Source organism: Streptomyces sp. NPDC001351, assembly GCF_042896045.1.
Lineage (GTDB): Bacteria > Actinomycetota > Actinomycetes > Streptomycetales > Streptomycetaceae > Streptomyces.
Window position 1 is genome coordinate 16,664 of record NZ_JBIAWS010000012.1, and the last position, 22,705, is coordinate 39,368.

Annotated in this window: 13 protein-coding genes; 9 read left to right on the forward strand and 4 right to left on the reverse strand. The window is 68.4% G+C overall.

What is annotated here, in order from left to right:
* Window positions 1–42: 42 nt before the first annotated feature.
* Window positions 43–438 carry a nuclear transport factor 2 family protein gene (locus ACFY1U_RS36105; RefSeq protein ID WP_390698253.1) on the forward strand — a complete coding sequence of 132 codons (396 nt, stop codon included), beginning with the start codon at window positions 43–45 and terminating at the stop codon, window positions 436–438.
* Here ACFY1U_RS36105 and ACFY1U_RS36110 read toward each other — a convergent pair.
* From ACFY1U_RS36110 to ACFY1U_RS36120, 3 genes are read right to left on the reverse strand one after another with little or no spacing between them, the layout of a single operon-like run.
* Window positions 433–1,416 carry a threo-3-hydroxy-L-aspartate ammonia-lyase gene (locus ACFY1U_RS36110; RefSeq protein ID WP_390698254.1) on the reverse strand — a complete coding sequence of 328 codons (984 nt, stop codon included), beginning with the start codon at window positions 1,414–1,416 and terminating at the stop codon, window positions 433–435. The genes ACFY1U_RS36105 and ACFY1U_RS36110 overlap by 6 nt on opposite strands.
* A complete protein-coding gene (locus ACFY1U_RS36115) occupies window positions 1,413–2,102 on the reverse strand; it encodes a transcriptional regulator (RefSeq protein WP_390698255.1) in 690 nt (229 codons plus the stop codon). Before ACFY1U_RS36115 ends, ACFY1U_RS36110 begins: the two co-directional genes overlap by 4 nt.
* A gap of 9 nt (window positions 2,103–2,111) precedes the next feature.
* On the reverse strand, window positions 2,112–3,476 hold the full coding sequence (locus tag ACFY1U_RS36120; protein ID WP_390698256.1) for a hypothetical protein: 1,365 nt from the start codon (window positions 3,474–3,476) through the stop codon (window positions 2,112–2,114).
* A gap of 210 nt (window positions 3,477–3,686) precedes the next feature.
* On the opposite strand from ACFY1U_RS36120, the gene lat reads away from it, so the two are divergent.
* From lat to ACFY1U_RS36140, 4 genes are all read left to right on the forward strand, one after another.
* On the forward strand, window positions 3,687–5,027 hold the full coding sequence (lat, locus tag ACFY1U_RS36125; RefSeq protein WP_390698257.1) for an L-lysine 6-transaminase: 1,341 nt from the start codon (window positions 3,687–3,689) through the stop codon (window positions 5,025–5,027).
* A 47-nt stretch (window positions 5,028–5,074) separates the two neighbouring features.
* Complete coding sequence (locus ACFY1U_RS36130; protein ID WP_390698258.1) at window positions 5,075–6,628, forward strand: aldehyde dehydrogenase family protein; 1,554 nt, start codon at window positions 5,075–5,077, stop codon at window positions 6,626–6,628.
* On the forward strand, window positions 6,625–8,790 hold the full coding sequence (locus ACFY1U_RS36135) for a thiamine pyrophosphate-dependent enzyme (protein WP_390698259.1): 2,166 nt from the start codon (window positions 6,625–6,627) through the stop codon (window positions 8,788–8,790). The genes ACFY1U_RS36130 and ACFY1U_RS36135 overlap by 4 nt, the downstream gene beginning before the upstream one ends.
* Window positions 8,791–8,999: 209 nt before the next feature.
* A complete protein-coding gene (locus ACFY1U_RS36140; RefSeq protein ID WP_390698260.1) occupies window positions 9,000–10,670 on the forward strand; it encodes an alkaline phosphatase family protein in 1,671 nt (556 codons plus the stop codon).
* Window positions 10,671–10,807: 137 nt separating this feature from the next.
* Here ACFY1U_RS36140 and ACFY1U_RS36145 read toward each other — a convergent pair whose 3' ends face one another.
* Window positions 10,808–12,751, reverse strand: a complete 1,944-nt coding sequence (locus tag ACFY1U_RS36145) for an RICIN domain-containing protein (RefSeq protein WP_390698261.1) — start codon at window positions 12,749–12,751, stop codon at window positions 10,808–10,810.
* 543 nt (window positions 12,752–13,294) lie between these two features.
* Here ACFY1U_RS36145 and ACFY1U_RS36150 point away from each other — a divergent pair.
* From ACFY1U_RS36150 to ACFY1U_RS36165, 4 genes are all read left to right on the forward strand, one after another.
* Window positions 13,295–15,985, forward strand: coding sequence for an RICIN domain-containing protein (locus ACFY1U_RS36150; protein ID WP_390698263.1), 2,691 nt, complete (start codon window positions 13,295–13,297; stop codon window positions 15,983–15,985).
* Between the two features lie 142 nt (window positions 15,986–16,127).
* On the forward strand, window positions 16,128–17,681 hold the full coding sequence (locus tag ACFY1U_RS36155) for an alpha-L-arabinofuranosidase B (protein ID WP_390698264.1): 1,554 nt from the start codon (window positions 16,128–16,130) through the stop codon (window positions 17,679–17,681).
* A 120-nt stretch (window positions 17,682–17,801) separates the two neighbouring features.
* Window positions 17,802–19,370: an alpha-L-arabinofuranosidase B gene (locus ACFY1U_RS36160; protein WP_390698265.1), complete on the forward strand. Its 1,569-nt coding sequence runs from the start codon at window positions 17,802–17,804 to the stop codon at window positions 19,368–19,370.
* A gap of 210 nt (window positions 19,371–19,580) precedes the next feature.
* Complete coding sequence (locus ACFY1U_RS36165; RefSeq protein WP_390698266.1) at window positions 19,581–22,691, forward strand: RICIN domain-containing protein; 3,111 nt, start codon at window positions 19,581–19,583, stop codon at window positions 22,689–22,691.
* Window positions 22,692–22,705: the final 14 nt, after the last annotated feature.

Here is a 22,705-nt window from a genome sequence, read left to right on the forward strand (position 1 = left end):
GAGGCCGCCTTCGCCGAACCACCCAGAAAGGTGGCGATCACCGTGGCTGAACATCCCCATGCACAACTCGTCCGCACGGGCTATGAGGCCTTCTCGCGCGGCGACATGGACACCCTGCGCTCGATGATGACGGGCGACGCCACGCACCACGTACCCGGAAGCCACCAGCTGTCCGGCGACTGCAAGGGAATCGACGCGGTCCTCGACTACTACCGCCGGCTCTACGAGGAGACGAGCGGCACGTTCAAGGTCGAGCTGCGCACTGTCCTGGTGGACGGTCGCGGCCACGCGGTTGCCATGCACCACTTCACCGCCCGGCGCGGCGACAAGCGGATCGACGAGGACGGAGGCATCGTCTTCCGGATCATCGGGGACAAGATCACCGACCTTGACGAGTGCCTGGCGGACATCGACAGGGCCAACGAGTTCTGGTCATGACACTGTCGCCCGGCCGCACAGCCGGGCGAAGCGGTCCGCGTCCACGTTGCCGCCGGAGACGATGACACCGATCCGGCGCGGAAGGGAACCCGCACGCCCGGCGAGCAGGGCGGCGATCGGGGTGGCACCGCTCGGCTCGACGACGATCTTCAGACGCTCGAAGGCGAACCGCATGGCGTCGCGGATCTCGTCGTCGGAGACGAGGGCGATGCCGTCGACGAGACGCCGGTTGACCGAGAACGTCAGCTCGCCGGGCGTGTCCACGGCCTGCCCGTCGGCGATGGTGCGCGGCACGGGGATGCCGACGCGCCGGCCCGCCTCCAGGGACCGCTTGGTGTCGTCCCCGGCCTCCGGCTCGACGCCGATCACACGGATCCCGGGGTGCAGCCCCTTGGCCGCGACGGCGGACCCGGCGATCAGCCCGCCACCGCCGACGGGCACCATCAATGCGTCCAACTCCCCCGTTTCCTCCAGGAGTTCGAGCGCGGCCGTGCCCTGCCCGGCCATGACATGCGGGTGCTCGTAGGGCGGGATGAGGGCCAGGCCCCGCTCGGCGGCCAGGGCCTGGCCTACGGCGACGCGGTCCTCGGTGTAGCGGTCGTACGTCACGATCTCGGCGCCGTAGCCGATGGTCGCCTCCACCTTGGAGCGCGGGGCGTCTTCGGGCATGACGATGACGGCGGTGGCGCCCAGTTCGCGCGCGGCGAGGGCGACGGCCTGCGCGTGGTTGCCGGAGGAATAGGCGGCGATGCCGCGGCCCAGCTGCTCGGGGGTGAGCCGGGAGGCCGCGTTGTAGGCGCCGCGGAACTTGAAGGCGCCGACGCGCTGGAAGTTCTCGCACTTGAGGAAGACCTCGGCGCCGACGAGTGCGTCGAGGGTACGGGAGCGCAGTACGGGAGTGCGGTGGGCGACGCCCTTGAGGCGGTCGGCGGCCTCGCGGACGGTGTCGAGGGTGACCGGCGGGGTGGTGGTCGTCACGCGTGTCCTCCAGCGGGGGTCGGGTGGTTGGCGGCTCGGGCCTGGGCGAGGTAGCTGTAGGCGGAGGCACGGGAGATGCCGAGCCGGGCGGCGACCTGCTCGATCGCGCGGCGCACGGCGAACACGCCGTGTTCGTCGAGTCTGCGGAACAGGTCGAGGCGCTCGGCCCGGTCCAGTGCGGCCCAGTTCTGGTGCCGTCCGAGCCGGTGGGCGTCGAGGATGGCGTCCACGACGGAGTCGATGTCGTTGCCGAAGGCGGTGACCGGCGGCTCGGCGGCCCCCGCGCCGAGGCCGGCCAGGGCGCCGAGCAGGGCGTGAGCCTCGTTGACCGCGCTGATGTCCACGTTGACGCACAGCGCGCCGAACACCGCTCCCGTGGAGTCGCGCAGCACCATCGTGGACGACTTGACCAGCTTTCCGGCAGCGGTGCGGGTGACGTAGTTCAAGTCGTCGGCCGCCTCGTCGCCGCGCGCGAGCACCTTCATGCCGATCTCGCTCATCGCGCCGCCCACGACCCGCCCGGTCACTTCACCGGCGACGGCGACGACCGACTTCTCCGGCTTCCGGTAGTCGTGCAGGACCACCTCGCACACCGGGCCGAACGTCGCCGCGATCCCGTCGACGACCGGTCTGAGCGCGGCGAGGATCGCGTCCCGCTCGGCGTCGTGGACGTGCTCGTCAGTCATGCTCCTAGACTACTGGTCCAAGCTCTGGACGGAAAGTCCAGATACGGTGTCGTGGTTCGCGGCGTGCGTCAGCGCCTCCCGTCCGGCGTGGCGGTCGCCGACCGTCTCCCACCAGGGGTGCGTGTGCATCTCCTCGGCGAGACGCCGGCAGCGTTCCCGGGCGTCCGTGAGGCGCTCGCGCTGCTCGCCGGTGATCTCGGCGCGTCCGGCCGCGATGTCCGCGCCGCTGGGCAGTCGCGCGGCGATGTCCGCACAGTGCTCCAGCGCCCGGGTGAAGGTCCGCCGGGCGGCGACCAGATCGCCGGGTATGACGAACTCGCCCACGGTGAAGGGCCGCGAGAACTCGGACGATCCCGGCTCGGTGTGCCACAGCGAGGCGTCGATGGGCCCTTCGTCGTCACGCGCCCGGGTGAGCTCGCTGCGAAGGCCCGCCTCCAGGTGGCCACCCGCCTCCCGCGCGCCGGTCCGAGGCGCGGGCACGAGACCCACCCCGCCGGCATGGGGCGCCGACTGGCCGGGCAGCGGTTCGGGGCGGCCTTCGAGGAACTCGTCCTTGTCCGTCGGGGTGACCCACATGTGCCAGCCGCGCCGGCCCGCCGGGTGGGGCAGATAGAGCGAGACGAGTTCGCCCGTGGCCGTGCGCCGGATGACGTCGTCGTAGTAGAGGCCGCGCACGGGTTCCCACAGGGCGTGCCGTCCGCCGCACCGGCCGGCGCCCTGCTGCCGGCAGGGCACCGGATTGCTCCAGTCGCAGCGGGACATGTGCAGTTGCTTGACGCCGCCGCGCACCGGCAGGGCCGCGCGGTCGGTCACGTCCCGCCAGCTCTGTACGTTCAGCCGCGCCCAGGGTGCGCGGTCGATGGGGATCGCGTTCTCGTTGTTGACGAGCCACAGCGGGGTGAGTCCGTCCCGTAATGCGCTGCGGGTGCGCTCGTCGACGGATCCGCCGGCTATGGCCGCAAGCTGTATTTCGTACGCGAGCCGGTGACTGTCGCCGCCTTCCACGGTCACGTCCGTGCGGCGCTTTCCGCCCTCGGCTGCCTCGGCGGCTCCCGTGACCCGGAATCCCTCCCCCGCCGCGACCTTGACGGTGTATTCCCTGAGCGCTTTGTGGAGATCACTCTCGGCCTTCGTCTCGGGGCGTTCCCCTTTGGCCACGTGCATGGCGTGTGGGCGGCCGTTGACCTTGCGGATGGCCATGAAGCCGGGGCAGATGAACCCCTCGTCCTCATGGGCTTCCAGGCAGTACAGAAGATCCGGCTGGTAGTTGCCGTAGATGTCGTCGAGCAGCCGCGGGTATTCGGGGTGCCCGAGATCCGCCTCGGTCAGGTCGAGCGTGATGCCGAGGCCCCTGTGCCAGACGCAGTAGGTCATATGGCGAGAGTAGGACGCACCACTGACAATCGGCCTAAGTCATGATCAGTAACGCAGGCCGGGCCGCCGGACAAGCCCCTTCCGGCGGCACTCACATCTATCCGTGCACGAAATCTTGCGGCCATCTCGCCCACACTCCTAAGATAATTTCGTTACTCCTCGTGACTGACGAAACATCTCCTGTTCGCGGCTATCGAGAGTAGGTGCCCCATGACGGTTGCTGCTGCGTCGACGATCCACCCGGGCGAGGTGCACGAAAGACTCGGCCGTCATGTGCTGACCGACGGTTTCAAGCTGGTGCTCGACCCGCTCGCCAGTCGGGGCTCCTGGATCGTGGACGCACGCACCAGTGAGAAGTTCCTCGACCTCTACTCGTTCTTCGCGTCCGCCCCGCTGGGGCTCAACGCACCGGGCATCGTGGACGATCCGGAGTTCATGACCCTGCTTGCGCAGGTCGCGGCCAACAAGCCCGCCAACCCGGACATGTACACCACGCACTACGCCGAGTTCGTCGAGACGTTCGCCCGGGTGCTGGGCGATCCGGAGCTGCCCAGGCTGTTCTTCGTCGAGGGCGGGGCGCTCGCCGTCGAGAACGCGCTGAAGACGGCGTTCGACTGGAAGAGCCGCCGCAACGAGGCCGCGGGCCGCTCCCCCGACCTAGGCACCAAGGTGCTCCACCTGCGCCACGCCTTCCACGGCCGCAGCGGTTACACCCTTTCGCTGACCAACACCGAGCCCAACAAGACGGCTCGCTTCCCGCAGTTCGACTGGCCCCGCATCGACGTACCCGCGATGCGGTTCCCCCTCGAACGCCACCTTGCCGAGGTGGAGGAGGCCGAGCGACGAGCCCTCGCTCAGGCGCGCCGGGCGTTCGAGGACAACCCGCACGACGTCGCCTGCTTCATCGCCGAGCCGATCCAGGGCGAGGGCGGCGACAACCACATGCGCCCGGAGTTCCTGCAGGCGATGCAGGCGCTCTGTCACGAGTACGACGCGCTGTTCGTGCTCGACGAGGTGCAGACCGGTGTGGGCATCACCGGCACCACCTGGGCCTACCAGCAACTCGGCCTCGAGCCGGACATCGTCGCCTTCGCCAAGAAGGTCCAGCTCGGCGGCATCATGGCCGGCCGCCGGGTCGACCAGGTGCCCGACAACGTCCTGCGGGTCTCCGGGCGGATCAACTCCACCTGGGGCGGCGGGCTGGTCGACATGGTCCGCGCCCGGCGCATCATGGAGATCATCGAGCGGGACGATCTGGTGGCCCAGGCCGCCGCCGTGGGATCGTGGTTCCTGGCCGAACTGCGTGATCTGGAAGTCCGGCACGCGGCGGTGGCGTCCAACGCGCGCGGGCGCGGGCTGATGAGCGCCATCGACCTGCCGGACAGCGGCGCCCGCGACGAGGCGGTACGCCGGTTGCGCACCGAGGAGCAGGTGATCGCATTGCCGTGCGGTGAGCGTTCGGTGCGCTTCCGTCCCGCCCTGTCCATCACCCAGGACGAGCTCGCCCTCGCCCTGCGGGCTCTCGACCGGGTCCTGGCCGGCCTGCACTGACCCTCCCGGCGGACACCGCCCCACCCCAGCGGACAAGGAGCAATGTCATGGCCCGTGCCGTCGCCTCGATCGTTGCCGGCCACCCGGTCGCCGGCGCTCCCGGCGGGACTCTTCAACGCGCCAATCCCGGCCGTACCGCAGAGCTGGTCACCGAGATCTCGCTCGGGGACGCCTCGACGTTCGTCGAGGCCGCCAAGGCCGCGAAGGCGGCGCAGCGGGCCTGGTCCGACGTCCCGGCGCCGGTGCGCGGATCCGCGATCGGAAAGATCGGCCGGCTCGTCGAGGCCAACAAGGACCGGCTCGCCCGCATCGTCACCGAAGAGATCGGCAAGCCGCTCGCCGAGGCACTCGGCGAGGTGCAGGAGATCATCGACACCTGCGACTTCTTCCTGGGCGAGGGCCGCCGGCTGTACGGGCAGACGGTGCCCTCGGAGATGCCCGACAAGCAGCTGTTCACCTTCCGCAACCCGGTCGGCGCGGTCGCGGTGATCACCGCGGGCAACTTCCCGGTGGCCGTGCCGGCCTGGTACCTCGTGCCGGCACTCGTCACCGGCAACACCGTGGTGTGGAAGCCCGCCGAGTACGCCGCCGCGAGCGCCAAGGCCCTCTTCGAACTGTTCACGCACGGAGGCGGCCTGCCCGACGGCGTGCTCAACCTCGTACTGGCCGACGGGGAGCAGACCTACGCCGGTCTGGAGTCCTCCCTCGACGCGGGCCTGGTCGACAAGGTCGGCTTCACGGGGTCGACGCTGGTCGGGCAGAAGATCGGCGCCCTGTGCGGAAGCCACCTGCAGACGCCCTGCCTGGAACTGGGCGGCAAGAACCCCCAGGTGGTCACCCCCAGCGCCGACCTCGACCTGGCGGTCGAGGGGGCGTTGTTCTCCGGATTCGGTACCGCGGGTCAGCGCTGCACCTCCCTCGGGACGCTCATCGTCCACGAGTCCGTGCACGAGGACTTCCTCGCCCGCTTCGACGCGGCGAGCCGCGCGGCCCGGATCGGCGACGCCTTCGAGGACGTCCTGTACGGCCCGATGCTCGACGAACGGTTCGCGCAGCGCTACGAGACCTTCCTCGGCTGGATCAAGGACCACCACCGCACCTACGGCTCCGACGGCATCGGCCGGATCACGGCGGACAATCCGCGCAAGGGCTTCGTCGGTGACCCCGAAGCGGGCATGTTCTACCACCCCGTGATCGTCGACGGAGTGCGCCGCGACGACGATCTGTTCCTCAACGAGACCTTCGGCCCCATCGTCGGAGTGACCACCTACCGGGACTTCGACGAGGCCCTCGAACTGGCCAACCTCCATGGCTACGGCCTGTCCGCCGCGATCTACACCACCGACCCGCACGAGGTGTGGACGTACCGGCGCGGCATCTCGGCGGGCATGGTCAGCGTCAACAACACCACCTCCGGAGCCGAGGCGCACCTCCCGTTCGGCGGCAACGGCAAGTCCGGCAACGGCTCTCGCCAGTCGGGGCAGTGGGTGCTCGACCAGTTCACCCGCTGGCAGTCGATGAACTGGGACCACTCCGGACGGCTGCAGAAGGCGCAGATGGACGTGGCCGCGCTCGAACCCGACATGGCGTTCCGCCTGTGAGCGGCGTCGAGGACCTGGACCGGCACTTCCGCGAGGCGGTGGCCGGTCTGCGGTCTGCCGCCGGGGCTGCGGGCCCGCTGGACTCCCGTACCGCGCTCGACCTGTTCGACGCCCAGCTGGAGAGCCGGCACGCCGACGCCGCGGCGCGCTGGATGCAGCAGCAGGGCCGCGGCTACTACACCATCGGATCGAGCGGGCACGAGGGCAACGCCGCGCTCGCCCTCGCGCTGCGGCCCACCGACCCGGCGTTGCTGCACTACCGCTCCGGCGCCTTCTACTGCGCCCGCGCCCGGCAGGCCGGCGGCGTCGACGCGGTCAGGGACATGCTGCTGGGGGTGGCCGCCGGGGCCGACGAGCCGATCGCCGGCGGCCGGCACAAGGTGTACGGGCGACGTGAACTGGCCGTCATCCCGCAGACGTCGACCATCGCCTCCCACCTGCCGCGGGCGGTCGGGGTGGCGTGGAGCATCGCCCGTGCCAAGCGGCTCGGGACCGAGTGCGCCTGGCCCGGCGACGCCGTCGTCTGCTGTTCCTTCGGGGACGCCTCGGTCAACCACTCCACGGCGGCGGGCGCCATCAACAGCGCCTGCCACGCCGCCTACCAGGGCCTGCCGATGCCGATCCTGTTCCTCTGCGAGGACAACGGCCTGGGCATCAGCGTGCCGACCCCGCCCGACTGGGTGCGGCGCGCCTACGGCAACCGGCCCGCCCTCGCCTACTTCGCCGCGGACGGCTGCGATCCGCAGGCCGCCTACGACACCGCGCGCGAGGCGGTGGCCCACGTGCGCAGGCACCGCCGACCCGCGTTCCTGCACCTGTCGATGGTGCGCTTCCTCGGCCATGCCGGCTCGGACGCCGAAGCCGCCTACCGCCTGCCCTCCGACGTCGCCGCGGACCTGCGCCGCGACCCGCTGCTGGCCACGGCGCGACTGCTCACCAACACCGGCGTCCTGACCCCGCAGGAGGTTCTGGACCGGTACGACGAGGTGGGCGGCCGGGTGTTCGCCGTCGCCAAGGAGGCCCTGGAGAGCGAGCCCCTGACCACCGCCCCGCAGATCGCCGCCCCCATCGCACCCCGCCGCGCCGACCTCGTGGCGACTGCGGCACGCCGTACGGGCGAAGCAGCCACGGCGCCCGTGGGCGAGCCCGTGACCGTCGCCCAGGCCATCACCCACACACTCGCCGACCTGCTCGGCAGCCACCCGGAGCTGGTCGTCTTCGGTGAGGACGTCGGCCGCAAAGGCGGGGTCTACGGACTGACGAGGGGCCTGCAGCGGCGTTTCGGCACCGCCCGGGTCTTCGACACTCTGCTGGACGAGCAGGCCGTCCTCGGGCTCGCGCTGGGGGCGGGCCTGTCCGGGCTGCTGCCGGTGGCGGAGATCCAGTACCTGGCGTATCTGCACAACGCGGAGGACCAACTGCGCGGCGAGGCCGCCACGTTGCAGTTCTTCTCCCAGGGCCAGTACCGCAACCCCCTCGTGGTGCGCATCGCCGGCTACGGCTACCAGCGCGGCTTCGGCGGCCATTTCCACAACGACAACGCGGTGGGCGCCCTGCGCGACATTCCCGGCCTGGTCATCGCCTCCCCGTCCCGCCCCGACGACGCCGCCGCGATGCTGCGCACCTGCGTGGCCGCGGCGAAGGTGGACGGCACGATCAGCGCCTTCCTCGAACCGATCGCGCTCTATCACGTCCGGGACCTCCACGAGGACGGCGACAACGGCTGGCTCACCCCGTATCCACCACCCGCCGAGCATGTACCGATCGGCCGGGCGCGCACCTACGGCACCGGCACGGACCTGACCCTCGTGACCTTCGGCAACGGTCTGTGCCTCTCCCTTCGGGCCGCGCGCCGGCTGGAGCAACAGGGCATCGCCTGCCGGGTCGTCGACCTGCGCTGGCTGGCTCCCCTGCCGGTCGACGACGTGCTGCGGGAGGCCGGGGCGACGGGCCGTGTCCTCGTGGTCGACGAGACCCGCCGTACCGGAGGCGTGTCGGAGGGAGTCGTCACCGCCCTGGTCGACGCCGGATTCAGCGGCGCGGTCCGACGGGTCACCAGCGTGGACAGCTTCGTCCCGCTGGGGCAGGCGGCGCAGTTGGTGCTCGTGTCGCAGGACGATGTGGAGCGCGCCGCGCGGGAGTTGCTCTCAGAGGGCCGCTGAGACCAGGCACGCCGAGGGAAGGCCAGTCGGCCGTACGAGAGTTGTCCGGGACCCGGTGGGCGGCGTCGGCGGCGCACCTCTTTGCGTGCGCCGATGCGTTTCTTGGGCAGGACCCGGTCCGTACGTCCGCTCCCGTACACGTTCTGCCCTTCCCATGTCGTTGCACGGTTCGCCCGCCGCCCCCCGCGCCGTACAACCAAGGAGCACCGTTGTTCCGACGTCCAGTCCGTCCCGCCCGTACCGTCACCGCGGCCGCAGCCGCGCTGGCCGCCGCGGGCGCCCTCACCGCCACGGCCACCGCACCCGCCGTGGCACACGCGCCCGCGCAGGCACACGCTCGCGCCCGGCACGTCCTGCTGCTGTCCGTCGACGGCCTGCACCAGTCCGATCTGGCCTGGTACATCGACCGCCACCCCGGCTCGGCCCTCGCCCGGCTCGTCGGCGGCGGTGTGGAGTACACCCACGCGAGAACCACTGTCCCCTCCGACTCGTTCCCCGGCCTGGTCGGGCAGCTCACCGGCGGCGACCCGGGCACCACGGGCGTCTACTACGACGACACCTACGACGCCGCGCTCCTCCCGGCCGGTACGACCGCCTGCGCGGGCGCCAAGCCGGGCGTCGAGGTCGACCTCACCGAGGACCTCGACAAGAACAAGGACTCCCTCGACGCCGGCCAGGGCCTCGCGGGACTGCCGGGCAGCATCCTGAAGATGACGGGAGACGCCGCGAGCCTCATCGACCCGTCGAAGCTGCCGGTCGACCCGAAGACCTGCAAGCCGCTCTACCCGCACGGCTACCTGAAGGTGAACACGGTCTTCGACGTGGCCCGCAAGGCCGGGCTGCGCACCGCATGGTCCGACAAGCACGTGGCGTACGAGATCCTCAACGGCCCGAGCGGCAACGGCATCCAGGACCTGTTCGCCCCGGAGATCAACAGCCAGGCCATCGGCTACCCCGCCGGCAAGGACTGGACGAAGGACAACGCGGCGACCGAGCAGTACGACGGCTACAAGGTGCGGGCCGTGCTGAACGAGATCGACGGCTACGACCACGGCCGCACCCACGAGGTCGGCACCCCGGCGGTCTTCGGCATGAACTTCCAGTCGGTGTCGACCGCCCAGAAGCTGCCCACCTCCGACGGGCTGACGGGCGGCTACCAGGCCAAGGGCGTGCCCGGGCCGCTGCTGGCCAAGAACCTCGACTTCGTCGACCAGCAGGTCGGGGCGTTCCTCGCCGAGCTCCACAAGCAGCACCTGGACCGCAGCACGACGGTCATCCTCTCGGCCAAACACGGTCAGTCGCCGACCGACCCGAAGGCGCTGACGCGGATCGACGACGGCGCCCTCCTGGACGGGCTCAACGCCGCGTGGAAGGCCGCCCACCCGGGCGCCGGCGACCTGGTCGCGCACGCCGTGGACGACGACGCGATGCTCCTGTGGCTCACCGACCGCTCCAAGGCCGCCACCGACTTCGCCAAGACCTACCTGCTCGCCCAGTCCGGCACCGGCAACGGCATCGACGGCGCGGCCAAGCCCTTCACGGCCGGCGGCCTGAAGACCCTGTACGCGGGCGCCGATGCGGCCCGCTACTTCCACGTCCGCCCGGGCGACTCCCGCGTTCCCGACCTCTTCGGCATCACCCAGTACGGCGTCGTCTACACCGGCGGCAAGAGCAAGATCGCCGAGCACGGAGGCGCCCACGCCGACGACCTCGACGTCCCGCTCGTCGTCTCCGGCGCCGCCACCCCGCAAGGGGTACGTGTCGGCGGCTCGGTACGGACCACGCAGATCGCCCCGACGATCCTGCGGCTCCTGGGTCTGGGCTCCCAGTCCCTGGACGCCGTACGCAGGGAACACACTCGGGCGCTCCCGCTGCGCTGACAGCTCACCGCGCTTGCCGGGCCGCGACCGGCCGGTCCGTCAAGCCGGGTCGCGGACGCGCGGGGCGCCATGGAAGCCCCGCGGCGCGTGCATCCGGCGCTTGTGCGCGCCGGATGCACGTGTCTTTCGTTCCTCTGTCAGGCGGGGATGATCTGCCACTGCTGCTGGGGTATGGCGGTGTAGGCCCACTGGTTGATGGCGGCTCCGTCAGCGGTGGAGCCGCTGTCGACGTTGAGGGACAGGCCGCTCAGCCGGTTCGTGAGGAGGTAATAGCCGTCGCCGGTGGGGGTGATGGCCCAGTGCTGCTGGGGCGCGTTGGCGTCGCCCCAGATGTCGGCGCCTGAGCCGTTCACGCGGGAGAGCCCGCCGATTTCCATGAGTGTGCCGCTGTTGACGTTGCGGATCTTGTAGTAGCCGCTGTCGGCCCTGGCTATCGTCCACTTCTGGTTGGCGTGGTTCTGCCAGGGCCACTGCAGGATGGCGGTGTTGTCGGCGGTCTTGGCACCCGAGACGTCGGCAACCTTGCCGCTGTGGCGGGCGACGAGGCGGTACGTGGTGCCGTCGCCGGGGAAGAGGGTGGAGACCAGGGCGGGTGTCGCGGTGCGGCCGCCGATGCGCAGATTGCCGATGTTGGCGTAGCCGCCGGTGCCGGCGGTGACCTGGATGCGGACGAAGGCGGCGTTGCGGGCCGGCCATTCGACGAGTTTGGTGGTGCGGTCACCGGCCCAGGAGGCGGTGGCGACCTGGGTGAAGTTGGTGCCGTCGGTGCTGGTGGAGATGGTGCAGGCGGTGATGTCGCCGTCGGTGGTGTTCGTGCGGTTCCACTGCTTGGGCAGGTACTCCAGGGTGGAGATGTTGCTCCATACGCCGCCGAGGTCGATGGTGATGGTCTGGGGCAGGGTGAGGCTCCAGGTGGACCAGCAGGTCTCGAAGCCCTTGTCGCTGAGCCCGTCGATGGCGTTCATGGGGCCCTCGCCGGCGTGGTAGTCCGTGGCGTGGGCGGCCACGGGGGTGACCGGGTGTTCGGCGCGGAGCATCTGGGCGGGCAGGGGCGGCCGGGAGGTGTCGGGTCCGCTCCAGGCGGCGCCGGCCTCGGAGAGCCGGTTGACGATGTTTGTGTCGAGCACACCGTCGCGGTTGGGCGGGCAGTTGAGGATGAACGAGGTGTACTTGGGCTCCAGGTCCACCAGGTGGGAGAGGATGGCGTCCTTGCTCATCGGATCGGTGGTGGGGGTGGCCGGGTGCCAGAACCATCCGTTGCTGATCGTCTGGCCCTGCAGCGAGGCGTAGGTGTTGCCTGCCGGTGAGGTGATGCCGAGGGGTTCCTCGAAGTAGATCGCGTCGCCGAGGAAGGGAACCGACAGCCCACCGTGGTCGATCATCACGATGTCGGGCTGGAGGGACTTCACATGTTCCCTGACGCGCTGATACGGGACGGCCTGCTGGCCCATCTGCCAGGCATAGCCGTCGGTGACGAACATGTCGATGGTGCCGTAGTTGGTGAGCAGTTCGGTGATCTGGTTGAGGATGTAGGTGATGTCGCCGGGCTGGACGGCCTGGTCGGAGGCGACACCGTGGCGGGTGTCGTAGGCCTGCACGTTGTAGGTGCGGTCCCAGATGGAGAAGTACAGGCCGACCTTCAGGCCCTGGGCCCGGAAGGCGCTCACATACTGCGCGACGACGTCGTGCTTGTAGGAACTGTTGGCGACGTTGTAGGTGTTGTGGGCGCTTGGCCACAGGCAGAAGCCGTCGTGGTGCTTGGTGGTCAGGACGCCGTAGCTCATCTTCGCCGCCGCGGCGGCCGCCGCCCACTGGGCGCAGTCGACGGCCGTGGGCGCGAACAGAGCCGGGTTCTGGTTGGGGGCGGCCCACTCCTCGTTGGTGAACGTGCCCATGTTGAAGTGGTTGAACATGCCGAACCGCATGTTCACCAGCTTGCTGAGATTGGTCTGCGGGTCCGCGGCGGCCGCCTGCGGGAGCAGGCGGGAGAAGCCGGGAACCACGGGCAACGCGCTCGCGGCCACAGCGGCGGCCGCGGAGCCCAGCAGGCCGCGACGGGACAGTCTTCTTCCTGACGACATAGGTGTGCTCCCGGGTGTCTGGGCTCCATGCACCGAGTTACGCATGAACTTCGAGGATGTGACCGCTCCATGTCAACAGGTACGTGGATGAAAGTGCCCGAACGATGAGCCAGAGAAGACGTTTTGTTCAACTTCACTACGATTCGGTTCGTCAATACATGCCATGTTTGGCCGCAAAGCCCGGGAGGTTCACCCTGCGGCGCCCATACAGGGCGCAGCAGTGCGCCCTTCCGTTGCGATGCCGGAGACAGCGCCGACGGAACCCCAAAATGAGTGCTACTTATTTCGGAAGGGTAGTTTTGCTGGAATGCCCGGGGTGCGACTCGGCCTGAGACCGATCGTCATCGGTAATGGCGCATTCACCTGGGACGATTCGCCACTTCGAGAGGGCGAGTGCAACACCCGCCTTGAGACGTCGACGTGTCACCCTTGTTGCCGCAGTGAAAAATAAGTGTGCCTATCGTCTTGACGGCCCCGCCTCCTTGCCTTGATAAATGCAACTCATAGAAAAATCCGGGGGGTTCCGGAGGAGGGACACCACAGATGAGACCCCTAGGCATCGGCGGGGGGACGGTCAAGGCACTCGCAGCTGCTGCCGTCGTCTTCGCCGCCGCACTGCCCGCTCAACCGGCCTACGCGGCCACGACGAACTTCTACGTCGATCCCGTCAACGGCAGCGACAGCAACCCGGGAACCAGCACCGCCGCAGCGTTCAAGACCATCCAGGCCGCCCAGGCCGCGGTGCGATCCGTCAACTCGAACATGTCGGACGACATCGTCGTGAACCTGCGCGGAGGCACCTACCTCCTCACCACCCCGATCACCTTCGGCACCAGCGACTCGGGCACGAACGGCCACACGGTCGTCTACCAGGCCTACAACGGCGAGACGCCCGTCATCAGCGGTGGCAAGACGATCACCGGCTGGACCGCGGCCACCAACGGCGAGTACAAGGCGCCGGTCGGCAGCCTCAACTTCCGGCAGCTGTACGTCAACGGGGTCCGCGCCACCCGGGCCCGCTTCCCCGACCTCGGCTCGGACTTCCAGCTGCAGGGCAGCGACAAGACCAACAAGCTGCTGAACGTGCTCAGTTCGCAGGTGTCCAACTGGGACCACCTGAGCCAGGTCGAGACGATGCTGGAGACGCAGTGGGGCGAGAGCTACCTGCGGCTCAAGTCGGTCAGCTCCGCGGGCGGCACCGCCAATGTGTCGATCCAGGACCACGAAGCCGGAATCCTGTTCCCGCGTCCCTTCCCGGTCCTCTCCAACGGCTCCCCTCTGCACTTCGAGAACGCCCATGAGTTCCTCAACGAGCCGGGCGAGTTCTACGTCGACACGACCGCGCAGACCGTCTACTACAAGCCCCGCCCCGGCGAGGACATGTCCACGGCCGCCGTGCAGGCGCCGACGGTTCAGACGCTCTTCGACGTCAAGGGCACGAGCCTCGACTCTCCCGTCCACGACCTGCGCTTCTCCGGGCTCACCTTCGCCCAGACCACGTGGATGGAGGCGACGAACAACGGCTACCTCAACGGCCAGGGCGGCAACTACAACGTGTCGGCCGACACCTCCAACAACCAGTACGTCGGCCGCCCGCCGGCCGGGGTCCAGGCCGCGGACGCCGACCGCGTCTCCTTCACCGGCAACACCTTCACACAGATGGGGGCCACGGCCCTCGACCTGTCGCACGGCGTGCACGACGGCACCGTGACCGGAAACCTCGTCTACGACATCGCCGGCAACGGGATCATGGTCGGCAAGTTCTCCGACCCGACCGTGGAGATGCACACCGTCTACAACCCGCCCACCTCACCGGCCGGCGAGGACGCCCGGGAAGTGGTCAAGAACGTCACCGTCAAGGACAACCTGATCACCCGGATCGGTGAGGACTACCTGGGCACCGCGGGCATCAACGCGGGCTTTGTCAACAGCACCACCATCGACCACAACGACATCTCCGACGCCCCGTGGGCCGGTATATCGCTGGGCTGGGGCTGGCAGTCGGCGGCCAACGCCGAAGGCAACAACAGCATCAGCTACAACCGCCTCGGCAACGTGATGAACCGGCTCTGCGACTCCGCCGGTATCTACCACCTCTCCAACGACCCCGGCACGGTCATCAACGGCAACTACGTCCACGACGTGATACGCGTGCCGTCCGCGTGCGGCTCGGCCGTGTCCGGCCTGTACATGGACGAGGGGTCGAACAACATGACCCTGTCGAACAACGTGCTGGCGCACACCGACGGCTTCATCAACCAGAACCGCAACGGATCCAACGTCACGCTCACCAACAACACGACGTCCGGCGACTCCGTGATCAAGGCCTCCGGTCTTGAGTCGGCCTACCAGGGCCTGGCGGCGAAGCTCAACCTCGCCTACAACAAGCCGGCGTCCGCCTCCTCGGTGAACGGCTCCGCCTGGGACGCGGCCAAGGCCAACGACAACAACGGTGCCACCGGCTGGTCGCCGACCGGGAGCGACACCTCGGCCTGGTGGCAGGTCGACCTGGGACAGGCCTACCAGCTAGGACAGTTCTCACTGACGGCCCGTCAGGACCTGGACCAGCCCGAGACCCGCGGCAACTTCGAGATCCGGGCCTCCAACGACCCGTCCTTCGCCACCTACACCGTCGTGGGACGCCAGACGGCCACCCTGCCGCTCGCCTCGACGCTCACGGGCAACATCGATGTCCGCCAGAAGTTCCGCTATGTGCGGGTCGCCAAGACCGACGGCGCGTACTTCTTCATCGCGGACTTCAGTGTGCAGCAGGCCGGCGGGGCGCTGGAGGACGCGACCGGCACGCCGACCATCAACCCGTCGACGAACTACACGATCAAGAACGTCAACAGCGGGAAGTTGATGGACGTGTCCCAGAACTCCACCGCCGACGGCGGGAGCGTCATCCAGTGGCCGAGCAACGGTGGTGCCAACCAGCAGTGGAACATCGTTCCGGTCAGCGGGCAGCTCTACAAGATCGTGAACCGCAACAGCGGCAAGGCCCTCGACATCGGCAACTCCAGTCACCGGACGGGTACCGCGCTGCAGCAGTACACCTACAACGGCGGCAACAACCAGCTGTGGTACTTCGAGCCGACCAGCGGCGGGTACGTCATCCGCAACTTCGAGAGCAGGCAGGTCCTGGAGGTCGGCGGCGGATCGACGGCCGACGGAGCCGCCATCAGTCAGTGGATGCCCCTGAACCAGTCCAACCAGGCGTGGACGATCCAGTGACCGGATGACCCGACGCGCCGGCGAATCCGCTCACCCGGAAGCGTCCGCCCGCCGTCAACGCGAATCAGCCCGCCCCCAGACCCACGACGAACCGGGCTGGGGGCGCGGCTCGCTGTCCCCGTAACGACGAACAAGGGAGTTCATGGTGCCTGAACTGCTCATCTTCCGAAAACTGCGCCGGGGGGTGGTCGTCTGCCTGGCTGCGGTGGCGCTCGCCCTCACCGGCCTTGTCGCGTTCACCGGTGCCTCGCAGGCCGCTGCACAGGAACCCTGCGACATCTACGCGGCGGGCGGCACGCCGTGTGTCGCGGCGCACAGCACGACCCGCGCGCTGTTCGCCTCCTACAACGGCCCGCTCTACCAGGTGCAGCGGGCGTCCGACAACGCGCTGCGGGACATCGGGCTGCTGTCCGCCGGAGGTGTCGCCGACGCCGCGGCACAGGACTCGTTCTGCGCTGGCACCACCTGCACCATCACCCGCCTCTACGACCAGACCGGCGGCGGCAACACCCTGGTCTACCAGGGACCCGGCGGGACCGGAGGCGCCGACACGGCGGCCACCGCGACCACCGAGGCGATCACCGTGGGCGGCCAGAAGGTGTACGCGCTCTACATCAACCCCGGCAACAGCTACTTCGCGTACAACTCCGCCGGGGGCGTGGCGACCGGCAGTTCACCCGAGGGCGAGTACATGGTCACCAGCGGCACCCACGTCAACAACGGCTGCTGCTTCGACTACGGCAACACGGAGACCGACCACAAGGCCGACGGCAACGGCGCCATGGACGCGATCAACTTCGGCACGGAATGCTGGTTCGGCGGCTGCAGCGGAACCGGACCGTGGGTCCAGGCGGACCTGGAGAACGGCCTGTTCAGCGGCGGCAGCAAGACGTGGAACCCCAACCAGGTCTCGCAGACCAGCCGCTTCGTCACCGCGATGCTCAAGAACAACGGTACGACCCAGATGGCACTCAAGGGCGCGAACGCCCAGTCCGGGAGCCTGACCCAGCTCTACAGCGGCGCACTGCCCAGCGGATGGAACCCCATGCACAAGCAGGGTGCCATCATCCTCGGCAGCGGCGGCGACTGCTGCCAGACCAACCACAACGCCAGCGCGGGCACCTTCTACGAGGGCGCCATGGTCAGGGGCTACCCCTCCGAGGCCACCGACGCCGCCGTCCAGGCCAATATCGCCGCGGCCGGCTACAGCACCTCCACCCCCTTCACCCCGGGCGCAAAGGTCTCACTGCAGGCCACCACCTCCTGCTGCACCGGCGACTACCTGCAGCACGACACCGGCGACGACAAGGTCGTGATCGCGCCGGTGACCTCGAGCAGCTCCGCCACCGACAAGGGCGACGCCACCTGGATCGTCCGTGCCGGCCTGGCCAACAGCGACTGTGTCTCCTTCGAGTCCGCCAACGCTTCCGGCAAGTACCTCAGGCACTACGCCTTCCAGCTTCACCTGCAGCCCAACGACGGCTCCAGCCAGTTCGCCGCCGATGCCACCTTCTGCTCCAAGGCGGGCAACAGCGGCACCGGTTACTCCCTGCAGTCCTTCAACTATCCGGCCAAGTACATCCGTCACTACCGCTTCACGGGCTACGTGGCAAGCAACGGCGGTGCCAATGCCTGGGACACCACGTCGTCGTGGGCCCAGGACACCAGCTGGCTCGTTGCTGCCCCCTGGAGCTGACGAACAACGGAAGCGTCGACGCACCCCTCTCTGTTCGCAATGTCGTACATCAACCGAGATTTCGAACAACAGGGTTCGTCGACGCCTCCCTACACACTCCACTTTGTGAAGGAGTTCTCCATGATCAGACCACCGTGGATACGCGGCGTCAGACGCGCGCTGCTGTCGGCCGGTGCCACCGTCGCGCTCGCCGCCGCCCTGCTCACCACCACGACCGCCCCCTCGCAGGCCGCCACGCAGGGGCCGTGCGACATCTACGCCGCGGGCGGCACCCCCTGCGTCGCCGCGCACAGCACCACCCGCGCCCTGTACGGCACGTACAACGGCCCGCTCTACCAGGTCAAGCGCGCCTCCGACAACACGACCAAGGACATCGGCCCGCTGAGCGCCGGCGGTGTCGCCGACGCCGCGCAGCAGGACTCCTTCTGCGCGAACACCAGCTGCGTCATCACCGTCATCTACGACCAGTCCCCCCAGCACAACAACCTCACCCAGGCACTCAAGGGCCACTGGCCCGGTCCGGCCGAGAACGGCAACGACAACCTGGCCAACGCCTTCGAGGCGCCGGTCACCGTCGGCGGCCACAAGGCGTACGGCGTCTACATCGCCCCCGGCACCGGCTACCGCAACAACAACACCCACGGCATCGCCACCGGCGACCAGCCCGAGGGCATGTACGCCATCCTCGACGGCACCCACGTCAACGGCGGCTGCTGCTTCGACTACGGCAACGCCGAGACGACCGGCAACGACGACGGCAACGGCACCATGGAGGCCCTCTACTTCGGCACCAGCACCGGCTGGGGCCGGGGCAGCGACACCGGCCCCTGGATCATGGCCGACCTGGAGAACGGCCTGTTCTCCGGGGTCAACCGCGGCCTCAACACGGGCGACCCGACCATCAATCACCGGTTCACGACCGCCATCGTCAAGGGCGGCCCGAACCACTGGGCCATCCGCGGCGGCAACGCCCAGTCGGGCAGCCTGTCCACCTTCTACGACGGCGTACGCCCCAACGACAGCGGCTACAACCCGATGAAGAAGCAGGGCGCGATCATCCTCGGCATCGGCGGCGACAACAGCAACACCGGCCAAGGCACCTTCTACGAAGGCGTCATGACCTCCGGCTACCCCTCGGACGCCACCGAGAACGCCGTCCAGGCCAACATCACCGCCGCCGGCTACAACAGCGGCTCGACCAGCACCGGAACCCTCACCCCCGGCTCCCGGATCTCCCTGCAGGCCACGACCGCGCCCTGCTGCACCTCCCATTACCTGCGCCACAACGACGCCGACACCAAAGTCGTCATCTCCAGCATCAACTCCGCCAGCCCAGCCACCGACAAGACCGACGCCACCTGGATCGTCCGCGCCGGCCTCGCCAACACCTCCTGCCTGTCCTTCGAATCCACCGACAAGCCCGGCCAGTTCCTGCGCCACTCCAACTACCAGCTCTACCTGAACACCGACAACGGCGGCAGCTCGTTCGCGCAGGACGCCACCTTCTGCCCCACCCCGGGCAACAGCGGCATCGGCACCTCCTTCCAGTCCTCCAACTTCCCGACCAAGTACCTCCGCCACTACAACTACACCGCCTACATCGCCAGCAACGGCGGCACCAACGCCTGGGACAACACCAAGTCGTGGGCCCAGGACACCAGCTGGCTCACCGCATCCCCCTGGAACTGACGAGCCACCCGCGTCCCTGAGCGCCCCCAGCAACGAGCACGGCAGCCCCGTACAAGGGCGGCAAGTGGTCGTGGCCGGCGGCGCTCCTCAGCGCCCTTGCGACACCAAAGGGCCGGGGCGATGAAGATCCGCGTCAACCGCACCGACCACACCCCGGAGTCGCCACATGAACCCTTTACCGACCGTCCGAACCAGCAGGAGGGGCAGACGATGAAGCCTGTCACCCCCACCATCCGCACGCTGTCAGCAGTGCTTGCGACGGCTCTCTCCGGAGTGCTGCTGACATCCCTCACGACGGCGACTCCGGCCGCGGCCGCGACCCAGGCGACCTACTACGTCGCCCCCGACGGCGACGACGCCAACGCCGGGACGATCACGGCGCCGTTCAAGACCCTGCAGCACGCGCGGGACGTCGTGCGCACGGTCAACGACAACATGACCGGGGACATCAACGTCTATCTCCGCGGCGGCAACTATCCGGTCAGCAGCACCATCAACTTCACGTCGGCCGATTCCGGGACGAACGGCCACCATGTCGTCTACGCCGCCTACCCGGGCGAGAAGCCGGTACTGGACGGAGGCGTTCAGGTGTCCGGCTGGACCCAGCACAGCGGGAACATCTGGAAGGCCACACTCAACCGCGACGACAAGCTCCGGGCGCTCTACGTCAACGGCAAGCGCGCCCAGATGGCCTCGAAGACGATCAACTCGGCGGGATGCTACGGGACCTACACCGTCACGGCCGGCCAGGCTCCCTGGGCCTGGGAGTCGGGTTCGCAGTGCGACGGAGCCAAGTACAGCCTCTCCGACCTGCCGGCCATCGCGTCCAACCAGGACGACGTCGAGATCGTATCGGCGACGACCTGGACAACGGCCATCGTGAGCGTCCGCCAGATCACCACGAGCTCGGACGGCGCCAACCGCGTGGCCCTGTTCCAGCAGCCGGGTGCGGCCATCGCCCAGGCACCGCCGTACGGGCCGTTCAAAGCCAGCGGCAGCCATACGTTCATGAACGCGTACGAATTCCTGGACAAGCCGGGCGAGTTCTACTTCGACAAGAGCACCCACACGGTCTACTACTACAAGTCCAGCTCCGAGGACATGACCACGGCGAACGTCTTCGCGCCGAACCAGGTGTCCACTCTCCTGAAGATCGCCGGCACGTCGAGGACCGACCACGCGCGGAACATCACGTTCTCCGGACTCACGGTCGAGCACTCCGACTGGAACCTGGTCAAGGTCGCGGGCTCCGTCTTCCGGCAGGGAACGCAGGGCAACGCCAGCTCGAACGTGTACGCGCGGCAGAACTTCCACGCGTACACCTACCGCAACGTCGACCTGCCGCCCGCGGCCGTCCAGATCGAGAACGCCGACGGGATCGTCCTGCAGCGCAACACGGTGCAGCACACCGGCGCCGACGGCATCACCCTGGCCAACGACGTGACGGACTCACAGCTGACCGGCAACGTCACGAACGACATAGCCGGATCCGCACTCACCGTGGGGCACCCGCAGCACGTGTACATCGGGGACTACACCTCGACCAACCATGAGAAGTACCCGGTGAACGTCGAGGGAGTCTGCAAGAACATCTCGGTCACGGACAACTACCTCTACGACAGCGCCGTGTTGTTCCAGGGATCGAGCCCGGTGTCGGCGTACTTCGTGGACTCCCTGTCCGTCCAGCACAACCGGATCGAGAAGTCCCCCTGGGCGGGCATCACCCTCGGCTGGGGATGGTGGAACTTCGACGGTTCGGCGAACTCCGTCAATCCCGGGAACCCGACCACCACGGCCAGGAACAACACCATCAAGTACAACGAGCTCATCGACACCATGCAGGTGCTCGACGACTCCGCTCCCATCTACACGCTGGGCAGCCAGCCGAACACCGAGATCAGCAACAACTACATCCAGGGCGTCCCTGCCGGCCACAAGTACGGAATGCACCCGGATGAGGGTTCCGCCTATCTCAACGAGCACGACAACGTCCTCGACGTGGACCCGAATGTCGCGTACACCATCAACTCCGGCACCTGGGGCCGGCAGCACGACCTCACCATCACCAACACCTACGGCACCCTCAACAAGATCGCCAGCAAGAGCGTCCCGAACAGCACGATTCAGGACGTGCGCGCGTACCCGGACAAGGTGTGGCCGTCGCAGGCGTACGGCATCGCCCTGAACGCGGGCCTCGAGGACGCCTACAAGGACCTCGTCCCCCGGAGCGACCTGGCTCTGCAGGACTATGCCCTGCCCGCCGGCACGTTCACCGACAAGGGCATGTCGTCCATCCCCGTCCGCCCCCTCGGTGACGCGACCAGGACGCTCTGGCTGGCTCCCTCCGGCACGACGACGTTCACCGTCGGCCCCACCATGACGAAGGCGGCCGGAACCGCGACGACCATCGCCGTCCCGCCGAAGCCCGGTGACTACCGTCTCTACGTCGTGGACGCCCAGGGGAACGCGTCAGCCGCGTCGAAGTCGCTCGTCCGGCAACGATGGACCTACGTCGACGACAAGGACTCCGGTCTCACCTACTCCTCCAGCTGGTCGAACTGGAACGACTCGCAGGACTACAAGGGATCCGAGAGCTACACCAACAGGGCGGGCGACTACGTCCAGTACGCGTTCACCGGCTCGGGCGTCCGGTACCTCAGCATGAAGCAGCCGAACATGGGCAAGGTCGACGTCTACATCGACGGCACCCTGGCGCAGTCGGGCATCGACGCCTATGCCTCGACGGTGACGAAGCAGGTGCTGCTGTTCGAGAAGACGGATCTCGCCGCGGGTCCCCACACGATCAAGGTCGTGTGCGCCGGAACGAAGAACACGGCCTCTTCCAACACCGTCTGCGCCCTGGACGCGTTCGCCTCCATCCCCTTCCCCACCACGAGCGTGCTCTACAAGGTCCTCAACAAGAACAGCGGCAAGGCGATCGACGTCTCGGGCGCATCGACCGCCGCAGCGGCGAACGTCATCCAGTGGAACGACACCGCAGCGCAGAACCAGCGCTGGCTGTGGTTCCCGGTCGGTGACGGCAGCTACGAGATCGTCAACGAGAACAGCGGTCAGCTGCTGGACGTCACCGGCGGGTCCACCACGGACGACGCGACCGTCGTCCAGCAGCCCGACAACAACGCCGCGAGCCAGCACTGGACCCTGGTGGCCGCCGGAAACGGCTACTACAAGATCAAGAATGTGAACAGCGGCAAGCTGCTCGCGGTGTCCGGCTCCTCGACCTCAGCAGGCGCCCAGCTCGTACAGACGACGGACACGAACGCCGACAGCCAGCTGTGGCAAGCCGTGAGCGTGGACTGACTCCCTCCAAGGAC